We start from the raw sequence: 19,686 nt of genomic DNA on the forward strand, positions 1-19,686 counted from the left end.
ACTACAAAGTCCGCGCTACTTCGCGCTACTGCCTCGCGTACCTTTGCGCTTCCGATTCGCACTTATAAAATCATGACCGAAATCACCATCGGTGGCCGTCCGGTTGGCCCCGCGCACAAGCCGTTTATCATCGCCGAAATGTCGGGCAACCACAACCAGAGCCTCGACCGTGCCCTGGCCCTTGTGGATGCCGCCGCCGCTGCCGGCGTCGACGCCCTTAAACTCCAGACCTATACCGCCGACACCATCACGATGGACACCGGCTTTGCCATCGACGAGGAAGGTCAGTCGCTTTGGGAGGGCAAGAACCTGTACAAGCTTTACGAGGAAGCGCACACGCCCTGGGAGTGGCACGCCGAGCTGTTTGCCCGCGCCCGGCAGCACGGCATGCTGGCTTTCAGCTCGCCCTTTGACGAGACGGCGGTGGATTTTCTGGAGTCGCTGGACGTGCCGGCCTATAAAATTGCTTCCTTCGAAAACGCCCACTGGCCGCTGCTGCGCAAAGTAGCCGCCACTGGCAAGCCCGTGATTGTGAGCACCGGCGCCGCTACTCTGGCCGAGATTGACGACGCCGTGCGGGTGCTGCGCGAAGCCGGCTGCCGCGAGCTGGTGCTGCTGAAATGCACCAGCACCTACCCCGCCTCGCCGGCCAACACCAACCTGCGCACCATCCCGGTGCTGGCCGAAACCTTCGGCTGCCCCATCGGCCTGAGCGACCACACCATGGGCGTGGGCGCGAGCGTGGCCGCCGTGGCCCTGGGCGCCTGCGTCATCGAAAAACACTTCACCCTGAGCCGCGCCGAGGGCGGCGTGGACTCCGCCTTCTCGTTGGAGCCGCATGAGCTGAAAAGGTTGGTGGAGGAAACCGAGCGCGCCCACCAGGCGCTGGGCACCGTGCAGCTCTGCATCCAGACCGGCGAAGAAAAAAGCCGCCTCTACAAGCGCAGTATTTACGTCTCGAAGCCCATTGCGGCGGGCGAGGAATTCACGACCGACAACCTGAAAATCATTCGCCCCGGCGACGGCCTCTGGCCCCGGCACTGGGACGTGGTGCTGGGCCGCAAGGCGGTTAAAGACCTGAAACCGGGTACCCCGCTGACGTGGGAGGCGCTGTAATGCCACCGCGCACCCTGCCGCTAATTCCCCGCCTGCGCGACATTTTGCAGCTGCGCTTCACGGCCATATTCGCGGCGTTGCCAGCAGCGGCGTTGGCCGATATTTCGCCGGCCAACCCGCTGAAACGGCTGGCGCGGGTGCTGGGCTACGCGGGCCTGCGGCTGATGGGCAACGCCTTTAAGCCGATAAAAAACCGCGAGGACCTGCGCGGCAAAGTGTGGCTTTACGTGGTAAGCGCCAATAATTACGACGCGCTGGAATTCCTTCAGCAAGCCCGAACGGACGCCGTGCTGGTGGCGGGGCAGGCCAAGAATATCGGGCGCTACAATGCGGCGGTGAACCGGCTTTCGCTGCGCCGCAAGCTGCTGTATTACTGGCAATTTCCGCTGGCGTTTTTCGGCCTTCTGAAAACGGATGGCGGCCGGGCCTGGCGCTTTTTTGATTTCATTTTCTACGCCATTGGCTACTACGAAGTGTACCGGCGGGCTCTGCGTCACTACCGGCCGCGGGCCGTCGTTTTTTCCAACGACCACAACGACGATACCCGCTCCCTGCTCCTGGCCTGCCGCGCCGAGGGCGTGCCCACGGCCTACGTGCAGCACGCCAGCGTGAGCGCCAACTTCCCACCCCTGGGCTTCGATTTGAGCCTGCTGGAAGGCCAGGATGCGCTGGACAAGTACCGCCTTTGCGGCCCCGTGCAGGGAAAGGTAGAATTGGTGGGCATGCCCAAAGCCGACACTTACCTCAACCAGAAAAACACTGAGCCTGCCGTGCGCCGCGTGGGCATTGCCTGCAACATTCACGACCCCATGCCGGCCCTGGTCGAAACACTGGTGTACTTGCTGCGTGAGCTGCCAGAGTTGACGTTCACCCTGCGGCCCCATCCCAGCGACGGGCGCGACTTCGAGCCGCTGCGGCAGCGGCTGCCGGCCCTGCAATGGTCGAGCGCCCGGCAGGAAAACGTGTTCGATTTCCTGCTGCGGCAAGATGCGCTGGTGGCCGCTGACACGTCCACCCACCTCGAAGCCACGCTGCTGAACGTGGCCAGCATCTACTACCGTTTCGGCACCAACCCACTCACAAACGACTACTACGGCTACGCGGCCCGCGGCTTGGTTGCACGGGCCGACACGCCGGCAGACCTCGCCGCCGCGCTACGCCGCTACGCCCAATCCAAGCCCGCTGACTTATACCGCCGAGCGGCCTACTACAACGCCACCCTGGGCACGCCCGCTGAAGGCCGGAGCCAGCCCCGCACCGTTGCGCTGCTGAACGAATGGCTCAACAAAGCCGCGGCAACTGCCTGATAGGCGTGTACTTTTGAACCCAATGCCCGCCGCCCCAAACGTTCCCGCTTTGCCCCCGCCCATTGCGGCCCCGATTTCGACCGAAACGCGGCTGGCGTATGTGCTGCGGCATTTCTGGCTGGTGCATGAGCCGCTGCCGAACGTGAGCATTGGCTACGCGGACACGCAGCCGACCGTTACGATAGCCGACGCAGCGGGCCCCTTTTTCCAACAAAACACGCCCTTCCCCGCCGCGCCCAATTTCCGCGAATGGGCCGGCCGGCGGGTGCCGTTTTTCTTCGATACTCAGCCCCTGGCGCCGCTGCTGGTGCTGGGCGCGGGTCAGGCAGTCATCAATGCCGACATCATTTCGGCGGCCTTCTACCTGCTCAGCGGCTGGCAGGAATATTTCTCCGACACCCGTGACCGGCACGGCCGCTTTCCGTTCGATGCCAGCGTGCAAAAACAGTATGGCTTCGTGGCGCTGCCGGTGGTCAATTGCTACTTCGACGTGCTCAAAATGGCTATTGAGCACGTCACCGGCCGGCCGCTAAGCATCCGGCCATGGCGCCAGGGCGCACCGTTCGCCGCCTTCATCAGCCACGATATCGACAACCTGCGCAGCGCCTGGAAAGCCCCGGCCAAAGCCGCCCTCAAGCAAGGACAATTGCTGAAATTCGGGCAGCAGCTGTGGCGTCACCTGACCCAACCCGATGCCTGGGACAACCTGGAAACGGTGGCAGCCGCCACGGCAGAATATGATGGGGCCAGGTCCACGTTTTTTATCCTGCCCGAACACCGGCCCGGGGCCGATGGCACGCCCAATGCAGACTATAGCCTCTCGGCCGGGTTCGTGCAGCGGCTGGAAACCTTAAAAACCCAAGGCTGCGCCTTGGGTTTACACGGCAGCATTGGCACCGCCACCGATGCGCTCCACCTGACTCGCAATCTCGACGACGCAGGGTATGCGGCGCGCGGCCTGCGCTTTCATTATTTGCGCTGGGAGCCCCGGCAAACCCCTGGGGTAGTCGATAGCGTAGGATTTGAGTACGATTCAACCCTGGGCTTTGCCGAGCATTACGGCTTTCGACACTCCTACTGCCACCCGTTTTATCCATTCAATTTTAGCACGGCCACCGAGCACGGTTTTCTGGAAATCCCGCTGGTGGTGATGGATGCTACCTTACATCATCCGCATTATTTGCGCTTGGCCCCGGCGGAGGTACTGCCCGCACTACGGCCGGTACTGGACGAAATCGCCCGCTTTGGCGGGGTCTTTTCCTTGCTGTGGCACAACGAAAACTTCGACCCCGCCAACACGCGCAATGGCCCTGCGCAGTTTCACGAATTGATGGGCGAATTGCGTGGCCGTGGTGCCACGTTCCTCACCGGCCGCGAAATACTCGCCCTTCTCCCTTCCTGAATCCCTCCCTTTTTTCCTCCTCTCCTCACCCCCTCACCTAATTGGGCATCGTTCAGCGCCAGGGCATCCGCAACACCCTGATTTCTTATATCGGCCTGGCCATTGGCTTTGCCAATACCATTCTGGTGCTGCCGCGCCTGCTCTCGCCGGCCCAGATTGGCCTGGTGGGCAGCGTGCTGGTGCCGCTGGCCACCATTGGGGCGCAGGTAGCCGCCTTCGGCTTTGCCAATGCGGGGATGCGCTATTTTCCGTTTTTTCGCAACCAGGGACGCAACCACGCGGGTTTCTTTCCGCTGCTGCTGGGGCCGCCGCTCATCGGCTTTGCGGTGGTGGCGCTGCTGATGTGGGTTGGCAAGCCGCTGCTGCTGCACTGGTACGCGAAGGACGATGCGGCCTTGCTGTCGCCGCATTACCTGGCGGCTATTGGGCTGGCGGGCTGCATCATGCTGGGCTCGTTGCAGGATGCTTATCTGCGGTCGCTGTTTCACACGTCCTTTTCCTCCTTCTGCCAGGAAATCCTGTTGCGCCTCATGCTGGTGGGCGCGGCCGTGGCTTACAGCCAGGGCTATCTGAGTTTCCATGGCTTCGTGCTGGCTTACACCGGCGCGTATGCGATGGTGGCGGTGCTGCTTACCATTTACCTGGCCGCCATTGGGGAGCTGCACCTGCGGCCCACGCGGGCGGCCCTGCGCATCAAGCCATTGCGGGAAATGCTGGGCTTCGGGGCTTTTGTGCTGCTCAGCAACATTTCGGGCACGGTGCTGCTCAACATCGACAGCCTCATGGTGGGCACGACCAAAGGCTTTGCGCTGGCGGGCGTCTACCTCATTGCCACCAACGTAAGCACGGCGCTGGTGCTGCCTTTCCGGGCGTTGTACAAGACGGCCTTTTCGCTCATTGCGGAGTATTGGAAGGAAGGCGACATGGCCAAAATGGCCGCTTTCTATCGCCGCAGCACCCGCATCAACACGCTGCTGGGCTGCTACCTAGCCCTGGGCATTGGCCTGAATCTCAGCTTTATCTACGGCCTCATTCACAAGCCCGAATACGCGGCGGGCACCACGGCGGTGCTCCTGCTGCTGGCCGGGCGGCTGGTTGATGGCATCGCGGGCGTCAACGGCATCATCGTGGCCACGTCGCCACGCTACCGGTTCGACTTGGTGTTCAATGTCTCCCTCGCGGCGGCCGTGGTCGTCCTCAACTGGCTGCTGATTCCGCGTTTCGGCCTGGCCGGGGCAGCCCTCGCCTACTGCGTTGCCCTGGTCAGCATCAACACCGCCCGGACGTGGTTTGTGTGGCGCACCTACGGCATGCAGCCGTTTGATGGCAGCATCGCCCGCATTCTACTGGTGGCGGCCATCGCCGGCGCTGCCGCCTGGGTTCTGCCCGAAACCGGCAACGCCTGGCTCACGCTCCTCATGCGCGGCGGTGTCCTCACGGTGCTCTACGCGGCTGGCGTGCTACTCACCCGCACTGCCCCGGAATTGAGTCCAATTTGGGGCCGGCTGCGCAACAGGCGGTAGTTCACCACTGGTAAGGCGGACGCTTGTTTTGCTCTCCGCTTTTCACCTGCTCCAAAAACGGAGAGCAAATTACCGCCGACTCAAAGGCCAGCGAAAACTACGCCCCAACCAAAATGGGCCGCTCTTCTTCCACCAGCTTCGGCGCGGGGCCGTCCTGGTGCATTTCGCGGTAGAAGAAGGCAAAGATGAGCGGGAAAATCAGCAGTGTGAGCACCGTGGCCGTCACCAGCCCGCCGATAACCACGATGGCCAGCGGTTTCTGCGTTTCGGAGCCGATGCCGGTGCTGAGCGCGGCCGGGAACAGGCCTATCATGGCCATGAGGGCCGTCATCACCACCGGGCGCACACGCGAGGCCACGCCTTCCTTCAGGCTGTCAGCCAGACTCATTTTCTTGCGGAGGTTCTGCTTAAAGACCGTAATCAGCACAATGCCGTTCTGAATACATATTCCCAGCAAGGCAATGAAGCCGATACCGGCCGAAATCGAGAAGTTGACGCCCGTGATGTGCAGCGCCGCGATGCCGCCGATGAGCGCGAAGGGCACGTTGGCCAGCACCAGGGCGGCATCCTTGCCGTTGCCGAAGGTGATGAACAGCAGGATAAAGATGATGACCAACGACACCGGCACCACCTGCGTCAGGCGCTTGGTGGCCCGCACCTGGTTCTCAAACTCGCCGGCCCACTCAATGCGGTAGCCCTTGTCGAGCTTGATGCTTTGGTCCATTTTCTTCTGGGCTTCGGCAATGGTCGAGCCCATGTCCCGGTCGCGAATGCTGAACTTCACCGCAATGAAGCGCTGGCCGTTGTCGTGGTACACGAAGGCCGGGCCGTTCTCGGTTTTGATGGTGGCAATCTCCTTGAGAGCCACCTTGCTGCCGCGAATGGTGGGCACCCGCAGCTCACCAATCTTGGCTTCCGTGTCGCGGTCCTGCTTGGGGTAGCGCACCGTCACGTCGAACTTCCGCTCGCCCTCGTAAATCTGGGTGGCCGCCTTGCCACCCACGGCCATTTCCACCACGGTTTGGGCGTCGGCGGTTTGCACCCCGTAGGCGGCCATGCGGGTTTGGTCGAGGCGCACGCTCATTTCGGGCTGGCCCAGGTTGCGCAAAATACCCAGGTCTTTCACGCCGCGCACCGTGCCCAGCACCTTCATCACTTCATTGGCCTTGCCATCAAGCTCCTTGAGGTCGTTGCCAAAAATCTTCACGGCCAGGGCGGCGTTAATGCCCGCCACGGCTTCCTCCACGTTGTCGATAATCGGCTGCGAGTAGTTGAACACGATGCCGGGGTACTCCTTCAGCTTCTTGTCCATTTCATCAATTAGCTGCTCCTTCGTGATGTTGCGCTTCCACTCCTCTTTGGGCTTGAGGTTGACCTGGGCCTGCACGTAATAAATGCCCGAAGGGTCGGTGCCGTCGTTGGAGCGGCCGGTCTGGCTCAGCACCGACGTCACTTCCGGGAACGAGCGCAGGATGCGGCGGTAGTTGGCCGCCATCTTGTTGGTTTCGGTCAGGGAGGACGACATCGGCAGCTTGGTTTCCACCCACAGCGCGCCCTCGTTCAGCTCGGGCAGAAACTCCGAGCCCAGGAAATTGAACGAGTAGAGGCCGGCCACCACCACGGCCATGGTCACGCCAAAGCTCAGCAGCTTATTGCGATAGGTAAAGCCAAACGCACTCGTCACGATGCGGTCGAAGAAGCTCACAATGGGGTTGTGCTTTTCGCGCACGTTCTTGTTCAGCAGCAGCGCCGAGAGCACCGGCACCAGCGTCAGGGTCAGAATCAGGGCCCCCACCAAGGCAAAGCCCAGCGTGTAGGCCAGCGGGCTGAACATCTTGCCTTCCACTTTTTCGAAGGCGAAAATCGGCAGCAGGCAGGTAAGGATAATGAGCTTGGCAAAGAACACAGCCTTGCCCAGCTCGCCGCCGGTCTTCTTAATGAGCCCCAGCTTGGCGAGCTTGTTGAACTTCTCCATGCCCACTTGCTGGGCCTTGTGGTCGAGCACCACGAATATGCCCTCGACCATGACGACCGCCCCGTCGATGATAATGCCGAAGTCGATGGCGCCCATGCTCAGTAGGTTGGCGCTCATGCCTTTGAGCCGCAGGCACACGAAGGCAAACAGCAGCGCCAGCGGCACCACCACGCCCACGATGAGCGTGGTGCGCCAGTCGGCCATAAAAATCAGCACAATCAGCGTCACCAGCACAATGCCTTCAATCAGGTTGTGGATTACGGTGTGCGTGCAGTGGTCCATCAGCACGTCGCGGTCGTAGAACGTTTTGAGGTACACGTCGTTGGGCAGTACTTTTTCGTTCAGCTCGGCAATTTTGGCCTTCACGCGGCCCAGTACCTCGGCCGGGTTTTCGCCCTTCCGCATGATGACGATGCCTTCGATGACGTCCGACTGGTCGTCCAGCCCGGCCTGGCCCACGCGCGGGGCATTGCTTTCGTTCACCTGGGCCACGTTCCGCACCAGAATGGGCACGTTATTCACGTCCTTGATGATGATGTTGCCGATGTCTTCCGGCTTGGTGAGCAGGCCGATGCCGCGCACCACGTAGCTCTGCGAATTCTTCTCAATCACATCGCCGCCCACGTTCAGGTTCGATTTCTGCACGGCCTCAAACACCTCCAGCGGGCTCATGTCATACTTGGCCAGCATGGCGGGATTCACGCTGATTTCGTACACTTTACGCGTGCCGCCGAAGGCTGCGATGTCGGCCACGCCGGGCACCGATTTCAGCTGCCGCTCCACCACCCAGTCCTGAATGGCCAGCAGCTCGTTGGTGCTGCGGCCGGTGCGGCTCTGCACCGTGTAGCGGAATATTTCGCCCGTAGGGCCATAAGGCGGCTGCACATGCGAGTCGCAGCCGACGGGCAGGTTCACCCCACTCAGCAGGTTGTTCACTTGTTGCCGGGCGAAAAAATCCTCCACGTTGTCCTCGAAGTTTATCTTGAGCACCGACAGGCCGAACATACTGATGGAGCGCATGTTGCTCTTCATCTGCACCGAGTTCATGGCCACCTCAATCGGCGTGCTCACGAATCGCTCCACCTCCTCGGCCGAGCGGCCGGGCCAGAGCGACACGATAATCATCTGGGTATTGGTGACGTCCGGAAACGCTTCAATCGGCGTGTGCACGTAGCTATAGGTGCCGCCCGCCACCAGCAGGGCCGTCATGAAGAAAATAAAGAAGCGGTTCTTTAGCGAAAAGGCAACAATGCCCGAAATGAATTTATTCATGCGGATGCGCCGGGCGCAAATAAGTAGAAACCAACTGAAAACGAGTCACAAAAAGAATTCACTGGCGAGTCAAGATGAATTCCCCGTGAAAAGTTGGTGAAGAGTGAGTGAGTGTTTAATGAAGACCCGAAAACCAAAAAGCCCGCTGCCAATAAAGGCAGCGGGCTTTCCGCAGCAACAATCCAGTGAATTCTTTAGTGGACAGCCACAGGCTCCAGGTAGCCGGGCTCGCCCGGCAGGGGCACATACTTGGTGTGCTCCGAGCGGTAGAACCGCTCGAACACCAATGGGAAGATAAAGAGGGTCAGGATGGTACCCGTTATCAGGCCGCCAATTACGACAATAGCCAAAGGCTTCGAGGTTTCGGAGCCGATGCCGGTGGAAATGGCCGCTGGCATGAGGCCGATGGTGGCCATGAGAGCCGTCATCACCACGGGCCGCACCCTTGAAATCACACCTTCGTTAATCGAGCTATCCAGCGTCATCTTCTTCACCAGGTTCTGTTTGAAAACCGAAATCAGAATCACCCCGTTCTGAATGCAGATACCGAACAGGGCAATGAAGCCGATGCCGGCCGAAATCGAGAAGTTGGTGTGCGTAATCAACAGCGCCGCGATGCCGCCGATGATGGCAAACGGCACGTTGAGCAGCACCAGACCGGCATCTTTCAGGTTGCCGAACAGCAGGAACAGGATGAAGAAGATGAGGGCCAGCGACACCGGCACTACTTGGCTCAAGCGCTGCTGGGCCCGGCGCTGGTTCTCAAAATCGCCGGTCCATTTCTGCTCGTAGCCCTTGGGCAGCACCACGTGGCGGTTCACTTTTTCCTGGGCTTCCTTGATGGTGGAGCCCATGTCGCGGCCCCGGATGGAGAACTTGACGGCGGCAAACCGGCGGTTGTCGTCGCGGTAAATCAGGCTGGGGCCGGTTACCGAGCTGATGTTGGCAATTTCGGTCAGCGGGATGGTTTTGCCGCTTTGTGTGGGCACCATGAGGGCCGAAATTTCGGCCGGCGTCTGGCGGAACTGCGGCTCGTAGCGCACCCGGATGGGGAATTTGCGCTCACCCTCGTAGAGTTGGGTAGCTTCCTTGCCGCCCACGGCCATTTCGAGCACCGAGTTGGCGTCCGACTTATTCACGCCGTAGCTGGCCATACGGCGCTCGTCGAGGTCGACGTGGAATTCGGGCTGGCCAATGTTGCGCAGCACGCCCAGGTCGTCAATACCGCGCACGGTTTTCAGTATTTCGTACACCTCGCGGGCCTTGGCTTCGAGCGTGGGCAGGTCAGTACCGTAAATCTTGACGGCGATTGAGCCTTTCACGCCCGAGGCGGCTTCCTCCACGTTGTCGGTAATGGGCTGCGAGAAGTTGAAGTCAACGCCCGTAAACCGGTCGAGCTTGGCCTTCATGCGCTCCACCAGGTCCTCGCGGTTGGCCTTGCTCTTCATTTCCTTTTCCACCTCCGGCGTGTGCTTGATTTGGACGAGAAACTCGTTATTGTAGAAGCCCGTGGGGTCGGTGCCGTCGTTGGGACGGCCGGTCTGGCTCACCACGTCGCTCACTTCGGGGAAGCTCAGGAATACCCGCCGCATCTGGTTACACAGCTCGTTTGACGACTGCAGGCTGATGCTCAGCGGCAGCTGCGCCCGCACATAAATCGAACCTTCGTTCAGCTCTGGCAGGAATTCTGAGCCGAGGAAGGAGAAGCTGTACAAGCCCACGGCCGTCACGGCGAAAGCAATAATCAGGCTGGCCGTTTTGCGGCCGTACGTAAAGCGGAAGAAGCGGTTGGCACCGTTGTTCACGGCCCGCACGAAGAAGTTGTCCTTCTCCCGCACGTTCTTTTTCAGCAGAATACTCACCAGCACCGGCACCAGCGTGAGCGTGAACACCAGCGCGCCCAGCAGGGCAAAGCCCAGCGTCCAGGCCAGCGGGCTGAACACCTTGCCTTCCACCTTTTCAAAGGAGAAGATGGGAAGCAATGCGGTGATGATAATGGCTTTGGCGAAGAAAATCGACTTGCCCATGTCACGGCCTGACTTCTTAATCAGGCCCAGCTTCGAGAGTTTGTTAAACTTCTCCATGCCCATTTCGTGGGCCTTGTGGTCGAGCGCCACAAACAAGCCTTCCACCATCACCACGGCCCCGTCGATGATGATACCGAAGTCGATGGCGCCCATGCTCAGCAGGTTGGCGCTCATGCCCTTCAGCCGCAGGCAGATGAAGGCAAACAGCAGCGCCAGCGGAATGATAACGGACACGATAACCGTCGTCCGCCAGTCGGCCATGAACAGGAACACGATGAGCGTAACCAGCACAATGCCCTCCATGAGGTTGTGAATCACGGTTTCGGTCGAGAAGTCAATCAGCTGCTGCCGGTCGTAGAAGGTTTTCATCTTCACGTCGGGCGGCAGGATTTTCGAGTTCAGCTCGTCCACCTTATCGTGCAGGCGGGCAATGACTTCCGAAGGGTTTTCGCCCTTGCGCATCACCACAATGCCTTCCAGCTTGTCGTCCTCGTAGCCGCGCCCCACCTGGCCCAGCCGGGGCAATGCCGACTCGGTCACCTTGGCCACGTCGCGCACCAGAATCGGCACGCCGTTCACGTTCTTAATCACCGTGTTGGTGATGTCCGAGATGTTGTTCAGCAGCCCGATGCCGCGCACCACGTAGTTCTGCTGGCCCTCGTTAATCACGTCGCCGCCCACGTTGATGTTGGAGCGCTGCACGGCATTGTAGAGGTCGAGGGGCGTGAGGTCAAAATCCTGCAGCTTGCCGGGGTTCACGCTGATTTCGTAATCCTTCACCTCGCCACCGAAGCTGTTCACGTCGGCCACGCCGGGCACGGCCTTCAGGTTGCGCTCAATCACCCAGTCCTGCAGGGTTTTGAGTTCGCGTACGCTTTTGGTTTTGCTTTCCAGCGTATAGCGGTAGATTTCGCCGGTGGGGCCGTAGGGCGGCTGCACATCGGGCGTGATGTTGTCGGGCAGGTCTACCTCGCGCAACAGGTTGTTTACCTGCGGGCGGGCGAAGGCGTCGTCCACGCCATCATCAAAAATCACCTTCACCACCGATAGGCCGAAAAGCGTGGTGCTGCGCACCGACGCCTTCTTCTGCACCGGGTTCAGCGCGATTTCAATGGGCACGGTCACGAACTTCTCCATCTCCTCGGCCGAGCGGCCGGGCCACTGCGTGATGATGGTGATTTCGGTGTTGGTCACGTCCGGAAACGCCTCAATCGGCGTGTTCCGGTAGCTCACCACGCCCATGATGATGACGGCCAATGTGAGCAGAAAGACAAAGCCTCTGTTCTTTAGCGAAAAGGCGATAATGCCTTGGATAAACTTATTCATTTTCAGCTTCTAACAATGAAGAAACAGTGAAGGAAAGGCGGATTTAAAAGGCAACAGTGACCCCAGGCAAGGCGGCAAAGCCACTGCCCAAGGCCACTATCTGCCGGGGTTATATTAGTCGTTCAGCTCGTCGTACACGAGCAATTGGTCCTTCGCAATCACCACATCGCCGGGCTTCAGGCCGGCCGTCACGTAGCTGTAGTCACCCACCGTTTTGCTGATGGTCACGGGCCGGGTTTCCACGTGGGTGCGGTCCTTATACACCATCACAAAGTTGCGGTCCTTGTCAAACACCACCGATTTGGCGGGCACAGCCAGGGCCTTGGCGCCTTCGGTATTCTCCACGCGCACCTGGGCGTACATCTCGGGCTTCAGCAGGTAGCCGGGGTTTTCGAGGCGCACGCGCACCTTCATTACCTTGCTGTCGGGGTCCAACACGTTGAACACCTTATCAATCTTCCCACGGAAGTGCTTATCCGGGTACGACAGGGTCGTGACATCAGCCGAGTAGCCCACTTTCACCTTCGAAATGTCCGACTCAAATACGTTGGCCATAATCCAGACATCGTCCAGGTTGCTCACCGTGAACAGGTTGCCCACGTTGCTGTCGTTCACGTTGAACTGCTCATGTTCGGTGGCCTTCTTTTCGGTGATAAAGCCGGAAATGGGCGCCCGCAGCTCGTACATGCCATCCTTGCCGGTGCCATACACGCTCAGCTGCTTCTCATTTTTGCCCACCGTGCCGCGGGCCTTGGTCACCTCGGCGCGGGCCAGCACCACATCGCGCTCCGAGTTCAGGCCGGCCTTATACATGTCCTCGGCCACGGCCAGGTTTTTCCGGGCAATGTCAAGGTCGGAAGTAGAGGCCGTGGTCTGGTTCTGCACGTCGGCAATCTCGCCCGATTTGATGACGGCCAGCAGCTGCCCTTTGGTCACCTTGTCGCCAAGCTGCACTTTGAGCTGCTCGACCACCCCGCCTACTTGCGGGAATACCTGCACGGTCTTGTCGCCGTCGGCGGCAATTTCGCCGGTCAGCACCAGCTCGTCCTGCACCGGGCGCAGCCGCACGGTATCCAGCACAATTTGCTGCATCATGGTGTCGGAAAGCCGGAAGCCTTCCTTCTTTTCTTCTTTTACTTCGGGTTTGGAGCAGCCGACCAGGGTAACGGCGGTCAGCAATGCGAGGAAGGTGCGGTTCATTATAAGGAGGTGTTAGCCAGTGGCCTTGGGCCGTTAGCTTTTGATAACAAGGATGAAGTAAGGGGACCTCCAGGAGCGAACGAACGGCCATCGCCAGCACTCCTCAACGGAGATTTATTCGGCCCGGAACACCGGCTTGCCGACGGCAAAATTCAGCTGTTCGAATGCCCGGACGCGGTTGGCCCGCAAGGTATTCAGCTGAACCAGGTTATTCTTGTAGGACTCGAAAAAGTCCAGGTATTCCACCACCGACAGGATGCGCTTGGCGTAGCTCTGCTCGATGCCCACCATCAGCCGCGAGAACGGGGCCGTGTCGCGGTCGGTATTCTGAAATAACTCATCATTGCGGGCGGCCAGCTGGTAGGCCTGGTGCACTTCATTCTGCACGATGAGCTGCTGCTGGTCCACCAGCAGCTTGCTACCGGCAATCTGCGCCTTGGCAACCTGGATATTGCCCTGGTTGCGGTTGAAAATCGGCACGGCCATGCCGAGGGTCAGGGCATTATAGTTATTGATATAAGAACCTGCCTTATCGTAGGTGTACCCCACGGCAAGGTCAGGCACCGCCAGCTTCTGCTGCAGGCGCAGGTTCAGGTTTTGCTGCTCCAGCGTGGCACGGCGGGCGTTCAGGTCGGTGCGCAGCACCAGGGCCGAGTCGGCCAGCTGCTGTTCGGAGTAGCCCTTCAGGCTGAGGTCGCGGGTGCGGGCCTGGTCCACCAAGGGCACAAACTGGCTGCCGGTGGCATCGCGCAGCAGCACATGCAAGTCGGTTTGGTCCGAGGCCACGTCGTTCACGATGACCTGCCGCTCGCTTTGCAGCGTGAAGAGGAAGGCCCGGAGGCGAATAACTTCCTTCAGCGCAATGTTGCCCTTCTCAAACTGCGTTTGATACAAGCTCACAGTGCGGGTCAGCGATGCAATTTCGGTGCTGTAGGCCTTCAGGGTCTGCTGCTTGAAGAACACGTCATAGTACGTGGAGCGCAGCTGGTAGCGCAGCGTGCGCAGCAAATCCTGCAGGTTATACTGCTCCACCACGGCGTTTTGCTGCGCCACCTGGCCGGCAGCCCGGCGCCGGCCCGCCAGCGAAAACAGCTGCTGCACCGTCACGATGGCCTCGCTGCCGACCGTACCTTCCGGCACCACGGGGCGGCCAATCCGGCGGCGCAGCACATCCTGCTCTACATACAGCGTCGGGTTGTCGATGACGCGGGCCTGCACGGCCTGCGCCTGGGCCACGGTCACATTGTATTGCTGGGCCAGCACGGCCAGGTTATTCTGGAAGAAGCGCTGCTCGGCTTCGGGCAGCGTGAGGCGCACGGTATCGGTGGCTGCCGGGGCCGGCACTTGGGCAGCCACTGGTAGCGCCGCCACGCTCCACAAGCTCAAAAAGGCAAAAAATGATAAACGGGACATATACGGCTTTGATTACCTCACAAAGGTGGCAGCCATTGTATGAGGATAAAATGAAACCCTTTTTAAACCCTTAACCCAGGGCTAATCCTCGGTGAATGGCATTTTTTCCCCGGTGAGCATTTCAACCCCTACTGTCGAGTCATCCATTTCCACCGCCTCCGGCACGTTCAGCGAGGCTGAAACCGTGACTGAATCCCTATCCTCAGGCGCATTTGCCGCTGGCACGGCACTCCATGCGGCGCTATCCTTTGGCAATGGGTTGCCAATCGCGGAATGATACAGTGCCAGCGAACCAATGGCCAGCAGCGCCAGCACGCCCAGCCCGTACCATCGCACCCCACCCGCAGTGAAAGCAGCAACCCGCCGCGCGGCAGCCGTGAAGCGAAAAACGGGGGTAGCCAGCACGGGAATCCTCCCCGAATACTTTCTTCTGAACAAAATCTTCCCCAGGTCGTGGCCTTCTCGGCGCAACATGGTTCGCACCGGCCCTTTCAGGCCAATAAGTAGCCTGGTAGTTGCCTCCGAGCTCAATTGGTGCCGGACGATGTGCTGCCCCAGCAGGGCAAGCAACCCGGCCGCTACTAAGCTCAGCAGCGCCTGCGCCGAGGCCGGCTGAATCCCGGCATCAGCGATGACTGAACACATGGCAGTGCCATTGGCGCGGTCCAGCAGAACCACCAGCGCTTGTTCGCCCTGCGCCAGTGGGCCATCATTCGCAGTGCCGCTGCCCAGGATGCCGAGTAGCCCCGTCACGGTTTCCGCGCTGCCATTCACCGAGTAATACGCCTTGAGGCTCAGGCCATGAACGACCTGGCCATGCCCAGCCTCGGCTTTGGCGATAATGGCGCTCAGCACAATCGGCACCATACTATTCAGTGCTTGACGGACGTTATGTTGTCCTTCGCCCAGTCGGGCGGCCACATGGCTTACAAGTCCCCGGGAAAAGGCCGTTTTAAGGGCATATAGCAAACTTGTCATATTGGTAGAATATAGAGAAGTTGGGTAAATAAGGACGGCAGCTGGCCGCCCTTATTCTGGATGTTTCATCCTTTACATCAGCAAAATAACCAAATCTTACAGTTATATTATATCTCTTATCGGCAAACGCAACCGTTTACCAGCCCAACGAAACGCGAGGCTATCCGAATACTTTGCTACCGGGCGCAATAATCCACCGCTGCATTCGAAGGCTAAGAAGCGCGGCGCCGGCCCTATCTTATTCGTCTTCATAGTCCAGGCCCAGGCAACTGTTCAGTGCCTGGAGCAACTCGCTGGCCGCGTGCTGCTGGCTGGCTTTGCGGGCGACGACCAGGCCAGCACGGTAAATTTTTTCGGCTTCTTCCTTCTGGCCAAACTGCTCCTGCAACTTGCCGGCGTGGTAGTAGGTGCCCACATAATCAGGGTGTTCGGCCAGTAATTTTTGGTAATATTCCCAGGCCCGCGCTGGCTCCTGGGCGCGGTATTCGGTAGCCAGGGCATATATGGTGAAGGCGTCGGTGGGGTCGTCTTCGTAGAAAGCCAATAACTGCTGCAAACGAGTGGGCGGAGTGTTCATCAGGGCGGGAGTTTTGTTTACCTTTGGGGCAAAATTGCGGCTTTTCCTCCGCATATCGTTTAGCTAGGATTTACTGCCGAAAACCGGCAAGCCTTTACCAGGTTGTTATGCAAGCAGCCTTTCTCTCCTGATTTCGCCACCCAACCCCTGTTTAGATGAAGTTTCTGGTTTGTATTTCCAACGTGCCCGACACGACCACCAAAATTGCCTTTACGCCCGATAACAAGGAGTTTAACAAGGCTGGGGTGCAGTTCGTGATTAATCCCTGGGATGAATACGCCCTCACCCGTGCCATCGAGCTGAAAGAAGCCGCCGGCAGCGGCACCGTCACCGTGCTCAACGTGGGCGAGGCCGATACCGAGCCCAACATCCGGAAAGCCCTGGCCATCGGTGCCGACGACGCCATCCGCGTCAACGCCGTGCCGCAGGACGCCTATTTCGTGGCCGAGCAAATTGCCGCCATTGCCAAAGACGGCGCCTACGACGTGATTCTGATGGGCAAGGAAAGCATCGACTACAACGGTTTCCAGGTGCACGGCATGGTAGGCGAAATGCTCGGCATCCCAACCGTAGCGCCGGCCATGAAGCTGGACATGAGCGGCAATACTGCCACGCTGGAGCGCGAAATCGAAGGCGGCAAGGAAATCGTGACCGTGAATACGCCTTTCGTTGCTTCCTGCCAGCAGCCGATGTGTGAGCCCCGCATCCCGAACATGCGTGGCATCATGACGGCCCGCACCAAGCCGCTGAAAGTGGTGCCCGCCGTGGGCGAGCCCGCCCGCACCACCGTGGCCGAGTTCGCGCTGCCCCCCAAGAAGCAGGGCGTGAAGCTCATCCCGGCCGAAACCGCGGGCGACCTGATTAAGCTGCTGCGCAACGAAGCCAAAGTCATTTAAGGGTAGTTAGGAGTTAAAAGTCAGGAGTTATGAGTTGGCGAAGAGCCACTTCTAGCTCCGACTGGCAACTCAAAACTCCTCACTTTTAACTCATAACTCAAAAAGATGTCTGTATTAGTTGTAGTTGAATGCGCTGACGGCGAAGTAAAAAAGTCTTCGCTCGAAGTAGCCTCTTATGGGGCGCAAGTAGCTGCGCAGCTGGGCACCACCGCCACGGCCATTGCCGTGGGCGAAGCCAACGAAGCCAACCTGGCCAAACTGGGCGAGCAGGGCATCACAAAGGTGCTATATGACGCCGAGCCCCGGCTGAAAGACTTTGTGAACAATGCCTACACCAAGCTCATCGCCACGGCGGCCGAGCAGGAACAGGCCAAAATCATCGTGCTCGCCAATTCCAACATTGGGGCGGCGGTGGGCTCACGCCTGTCGGTGCGGCTCAAAGCCAGCCTGGCCACCAACGTGGTGGAACTGCCCAAAACCGACAACGGCCAGTTTCTGGTGAGGCGCGGGGCTTTCTCGGGCAAGGCGTTTTCGGACGTGGTGCTGAGCGGCGACCGCAAAATCATCGCCGTGAAGAAAAACTCGACCGAAGCCAGGCACGACGCCGGCAAAACGGCCGAGGTGACGGGCTTCTCGGCCCAATTATCGGATGCTGACTTTGCCGATGCGCCCACCCAGGTGGTGATGCAGGACCAGGCCGGCGGCATTCTGCTGCCCGAAGCCGAGCGTGTGGTATCCGGCGGCCGGGGCATGAAAGGCCCCGAAAACTGGGGCTTGATTGAAGACTTGGCCAAAGCGCTGGGCGCGGCTACGGCCTGCTCCAAGCCGGTATCGGACGTGGATTGGCGCCCTCACCACGAGCACGTGGGCCAAACCGGTATCACGATTTCGCCCAACCTGTACATCGCCTGCGGCATTTCGGGGGCCATTCAGCACCTGGCCGGCGTGAACAGCAGCAAGGTGATTGTGGTTATCAACAAGGACCCCGAAGCACCTTTCTTCAAAGCGGCGGATTATGGTATCGTGGGCGACGTATTCGACGTATTGCCCAAGCTTACCGCCGCCGTAAAAGAGTTGAATTAATTTGTTTTTGAGGCATTTGGGGGCCTAAACTACTGGTATTCGCAAGAATACCACGGTTTGGGTCCCCAAACTTTTTTTGGCAATTCCGGATTCCGGGGTCGGTTTTTACGGCAGATACCCGGACTTTTCTTTATTTGCACGTACATCCCTCCTACCCGGCCTCGGCTGGCTCCTATCCTCCCTTTCCAAAGCCACCCAGACACCCAGTTCCCCAGTCCCTTGAAAAAAATCCAGCTTGAAATCCTGGGCCTTTCGTCCAGCCAGTCGCAGTCTGGCTCCTTCGCGCTGATTTTGGGCGAAAAGGGCGGCAATCGCCGCCTGCCCATTATTATTGGCATGTTTGAAGCGCAGAGCATTGCCATTCAAATCGAAAAGATTAGCCCCAACCGTCCGCTTACCCACGACCTGTTCAAATCATTTGCCGAGCACGTGCATGTGGTGATTCTGGAAGTGGTGATTTCCGATTTGAAGGAAGGCGTTTTCTATTCGCGAATCGTGTGCTCCGACGGTGCCACCACCTTCGATATCGACGCCCGCCCCTCCGATGCCATTGCCATTGGCCTGCGTTTCGGCGTGCCCATTTTCACCGTGGAAAGCGTGCTCAGCGAAGCCGGCATTATTCTGTCGGACCTCGACGAGGCGGAAACCGACCCCGATGAAGACGAGGACGACGAAGACGAGGACGATTCGGGCCGCGAAACGCCGCGCCCCAGCCGCCCGCAGCCCGAGCCGCGCGACCCCAGCGGGCAGGTTTCGCTTGATGAGCTGACCAAAATGCTGGCCCAAGCCCTCGAAAAAGAAGATTACGAGAAAGCCGCTAAAATCCGCGACGAACTGAATAAACGGAACGGTTAAATATCAGCGTTTTCGTTGGCCAATTACGGTTTTGCTGATTTCAATTACAGCCGTTTGCCCTGAATATAAAAGTGCCGCTTCTGGTAATGGAAGCGGCGTTTTTGATTTTTACCCTCTTTTAAAACACTGAAATGCCTCATTCGGACGATTCCCGCCGCTACCCTATTGGCCCGCCCCAACTATCGGCGGTGCTCTACACCGCCGCCGAGCGCACGGCGCTTATCACGCAGATTGCCGCCTTGCCGGCCCAGCTCACGGCCATGGCGCGGGCGGTGGGTGGCGAGGGCTTGCAGCAACCCTACCGCCCCGACGGCTGGACCGGTCGCCAGGTTATTCACCACGTTGCCGATTCGCACGTGAACGCCTACGTCCGCTTCCGCCTGGCCCTGACGGAGGACAACCCCACCATTCGCCCCTACGACGAAGCGGCCTGGGCCGCACTGCCCGATGTGACCGCCACGCCTATCACCGTGTCGCTGGCGCTGCTGGAGGCGCTGCATTCGCGCTGGGTTACGCTGCTGCACCACCTCACCGAGGAGCAGTGGCAACGCACCTTCTACCATCCCGGCAACAAACGGGAATCAACCCTCGACCAAACGTTGGCGCTTTATGCCTGGCACGGCGAGCACCACCTGGCCCACCTGAAATTGCTGCTGCCGGACGTTTAGCCGACCTCCTTCCGAGGCTTTATCGGTCAATGCTCACCCAAAAACAGCCCCGCTCTCAACCAGAGGCG

14 protein-coding genes are annotated in these 19,686 nt (G+C 59.6%); 8 read left to right on the plus strand and 6 right to left on the minus strand.

Features of this window, described 5'->3' with window-relative positions; all coding sequences use genetic code 11:
* The first annotated feature begins 72 nt into the window (after positions 1-72).
* The 4 genes from pseI to J4G38_RS06335 are packed head-to-tail and all read left to right on the plus strand — an operon-like array spanning position 73 to position 5,348.
* Positions 73-1,116 carry a pseudaminic acid synthase gene (gene pseI / locus J4G38_RS06320; RefSeq protein ID WP_210515919.1) on the plus strand — a complete coding sequence of 348 codons (1,044 nt, stop codon included), beginning with the start codon at positions 73-75 and terminating at the stop codon, positions 1,114-1,116.
* The gene (locus J4G38_RS06325; RefSeq protein WP_226163201.1) at positions 1,116-2,423 is read left to right on the plus strand and encodes a glycosyltransferase family protein; all 1,308 of its coding nucleotides are present in this window, start codon (positions 1,116-1,118) and stop codon (positions 2,421-2,423) included. The genes pseI and J4G38_RS06325 overlap by 1 nt, the downstream gene beginning before the upstream one ends.
* A gap of 22 nt (positions 2,424-2,445) precedes the next feature.
* On the plus strand, positions 2,446-3,825 hold the full coding sequence (locus J4G38_RS06330; RefSeq protein WP_210515917.1) for a DUF7033 domain-containing protein: 1,380 nt from the start codon (positions 2,446-2,448) through the stop codon (positions 3,823-3,825).
* Positions 3,826-3,866: 41 nt separating this feature from the next.
* Positions 3,867-5,348, plus strand: coding sequence for an oligosaccharide flippase family protein (locus J4G38_RS06335; RefSeq protein WP_210515915.1), 1,482 nt, complete (start codon positions 3,867-3,869; stop codon positions 5,346-5,348).
* 97 nt (positions 5,349-5,445) lie between these two features.
* Here J4G38_RS06335 and J4G38_RS06340 read toward each other — a convergent pair whose 3' ends face one another.
* The 6 genes from J4G38_RS06340 to J4G38_RS06365 form a co-directional block, all read right to left on the minus strand.
* The gene (locus tag J4G38_RS06340) at positions 5,446-8,595 is read right to left on the minus strand and encodes an efflux RND transporter permease subunit (RefSeq protein ID WP_210515914.1); all 3,150 of its coding nucleotides are present in this window, start codon (positions 8,593-8,595) and stop codon (positions 5,446-5,448) included.
* Positions 8,596-8,789: 194 nt separating this feature from the next.
* On the minus strand, positions 8,790-11,948 hold the full coding sequence (locus J4G38_RS06345) for an efflux RND transporter permease subunit (protein WP_210515912.1): 3,159 nt from the start codon (positions 11,946-11,948) through the stop codon (positions 8,790-8,792).
* A gap of 114 nt (positions 11,949-12,062) precedes the next feature.
* On the minus strand, positions 12,063-13,148 hold the full coding sequence (locus J4G38_RS06350) for an efflux RND transporter periplasmic adaptor subunit (protein WP_210515910.1): 1,086 nt from the start codon (positions 13,146-13,148) through the stop codon (positions 12,063-12,065).
* A gap of 114 nt (positions 13,149-13,262) precedes the next feature.
* Positions 13,263-14,534 (minus strand): TolC family protein, encoded by a 1,272-nt coding sequence (locus J4G38_RS06355; RefSeq protein ID WP_210515908.1) that lies wholly within the window; start codon positions 14,532-14,534, stop codon positions 13,263-13,265.
* 108 nt (positions 14,535-14,642) lie between these two features.
* On the minus strand, positions 14,643-15,539 hold the full coding sequence (locus J4G38_RS06360; protein WP_210515906.1) for a DUF937 domain-containing protein: 897 nt from the start codon (positions 15,537-15,539) through the stop codon (positions 14,643-14,645).
* A gap of 238 nt (positions 15,540-15,777) precedes the next feature.
* Positions 15,778-16,116 carry a tetratricopeptide repeat protein gene (locus J4G38_RS06365; protein ID WP_210515904.1) on the minus strand — a complete coding sequence of 113 codons (339 nt, stop codon included), beginning with the start codon at positions 16,114-16,116 and terminating at the stop codon, positions 15,778-15,780.
* 155 nt (positions 16,117-16,271) lie between these two features.
* Between J4G38_RS06365 and J4G38_RS06370 the strand changes: the two genes are divergently transcribed.
* The 4 genes from J4G38_RS06370 (at position 16,272) to J4G38_RS06385 (ending at position 19,618) form a co-directional block, all read left to right on the plus strand.
* On the plus strand, positions 16,272-17,012 hold the full coding sequence (locus J4G38_RS06370; protein ID WP_210515902.1) for an electron transfer flavoprotein subunit beta/FixA family protein: 741 nt from the start codon (positions 16,272-16,274) through the stop codon (positions 17,010-17,012).
* A 105-nt stretch (positions 17,013-17,117) separates the two neighbouring features.
* Positions 17,118-18,095, plus strand: coding sequence for an electron transfer flavoprotein subunit alpha/FixB family protein (locus J4G38_RS06375; RefSeq protein WP_210515900.1), 978 nt, complete (start codon positions 17,118-17,120; stop codon positions 18,093-18,095).
* A gap of 219 nt (positions 18,096-18,314) precedes the next feature.
* The gene (locus J4G38_RS06380) at positions 18,315-18,950 is read left to right on the plus strand and encodes a bifunctional nuclease family protein (protein WP_210515899.1); all 636 of its coding nucleotides are present in this window, start codon (positions 18,315-18,317) and stop codon (positions 18,948-18,950) included.
* A 131-nt stretch (positions 18,951-19,081) separates the two neighbouring features.
* Positions 19,082-19,618, plus strand: a complete 537-nt coding sequence (locus J4G38_RS06385) for a YfiT family bacillithiol transferase (protein ID WP_210515898.1) — start codon at positions 19,082-19,084, stop codon at positions 19,616-19,618.
* Positions 19,619-19,686: the final 68 nt, after the last annotated feature.

Source organism: Hymenobacter terricola (assembly GCF_017921975.2).
Classification (GTDB): domain Bacteria; phylum Bacteroidota; class Bacteroidia; order Cytophagales; family Hymenobacteraceae; genus Hymenobacter; species Hymenobacter terricola.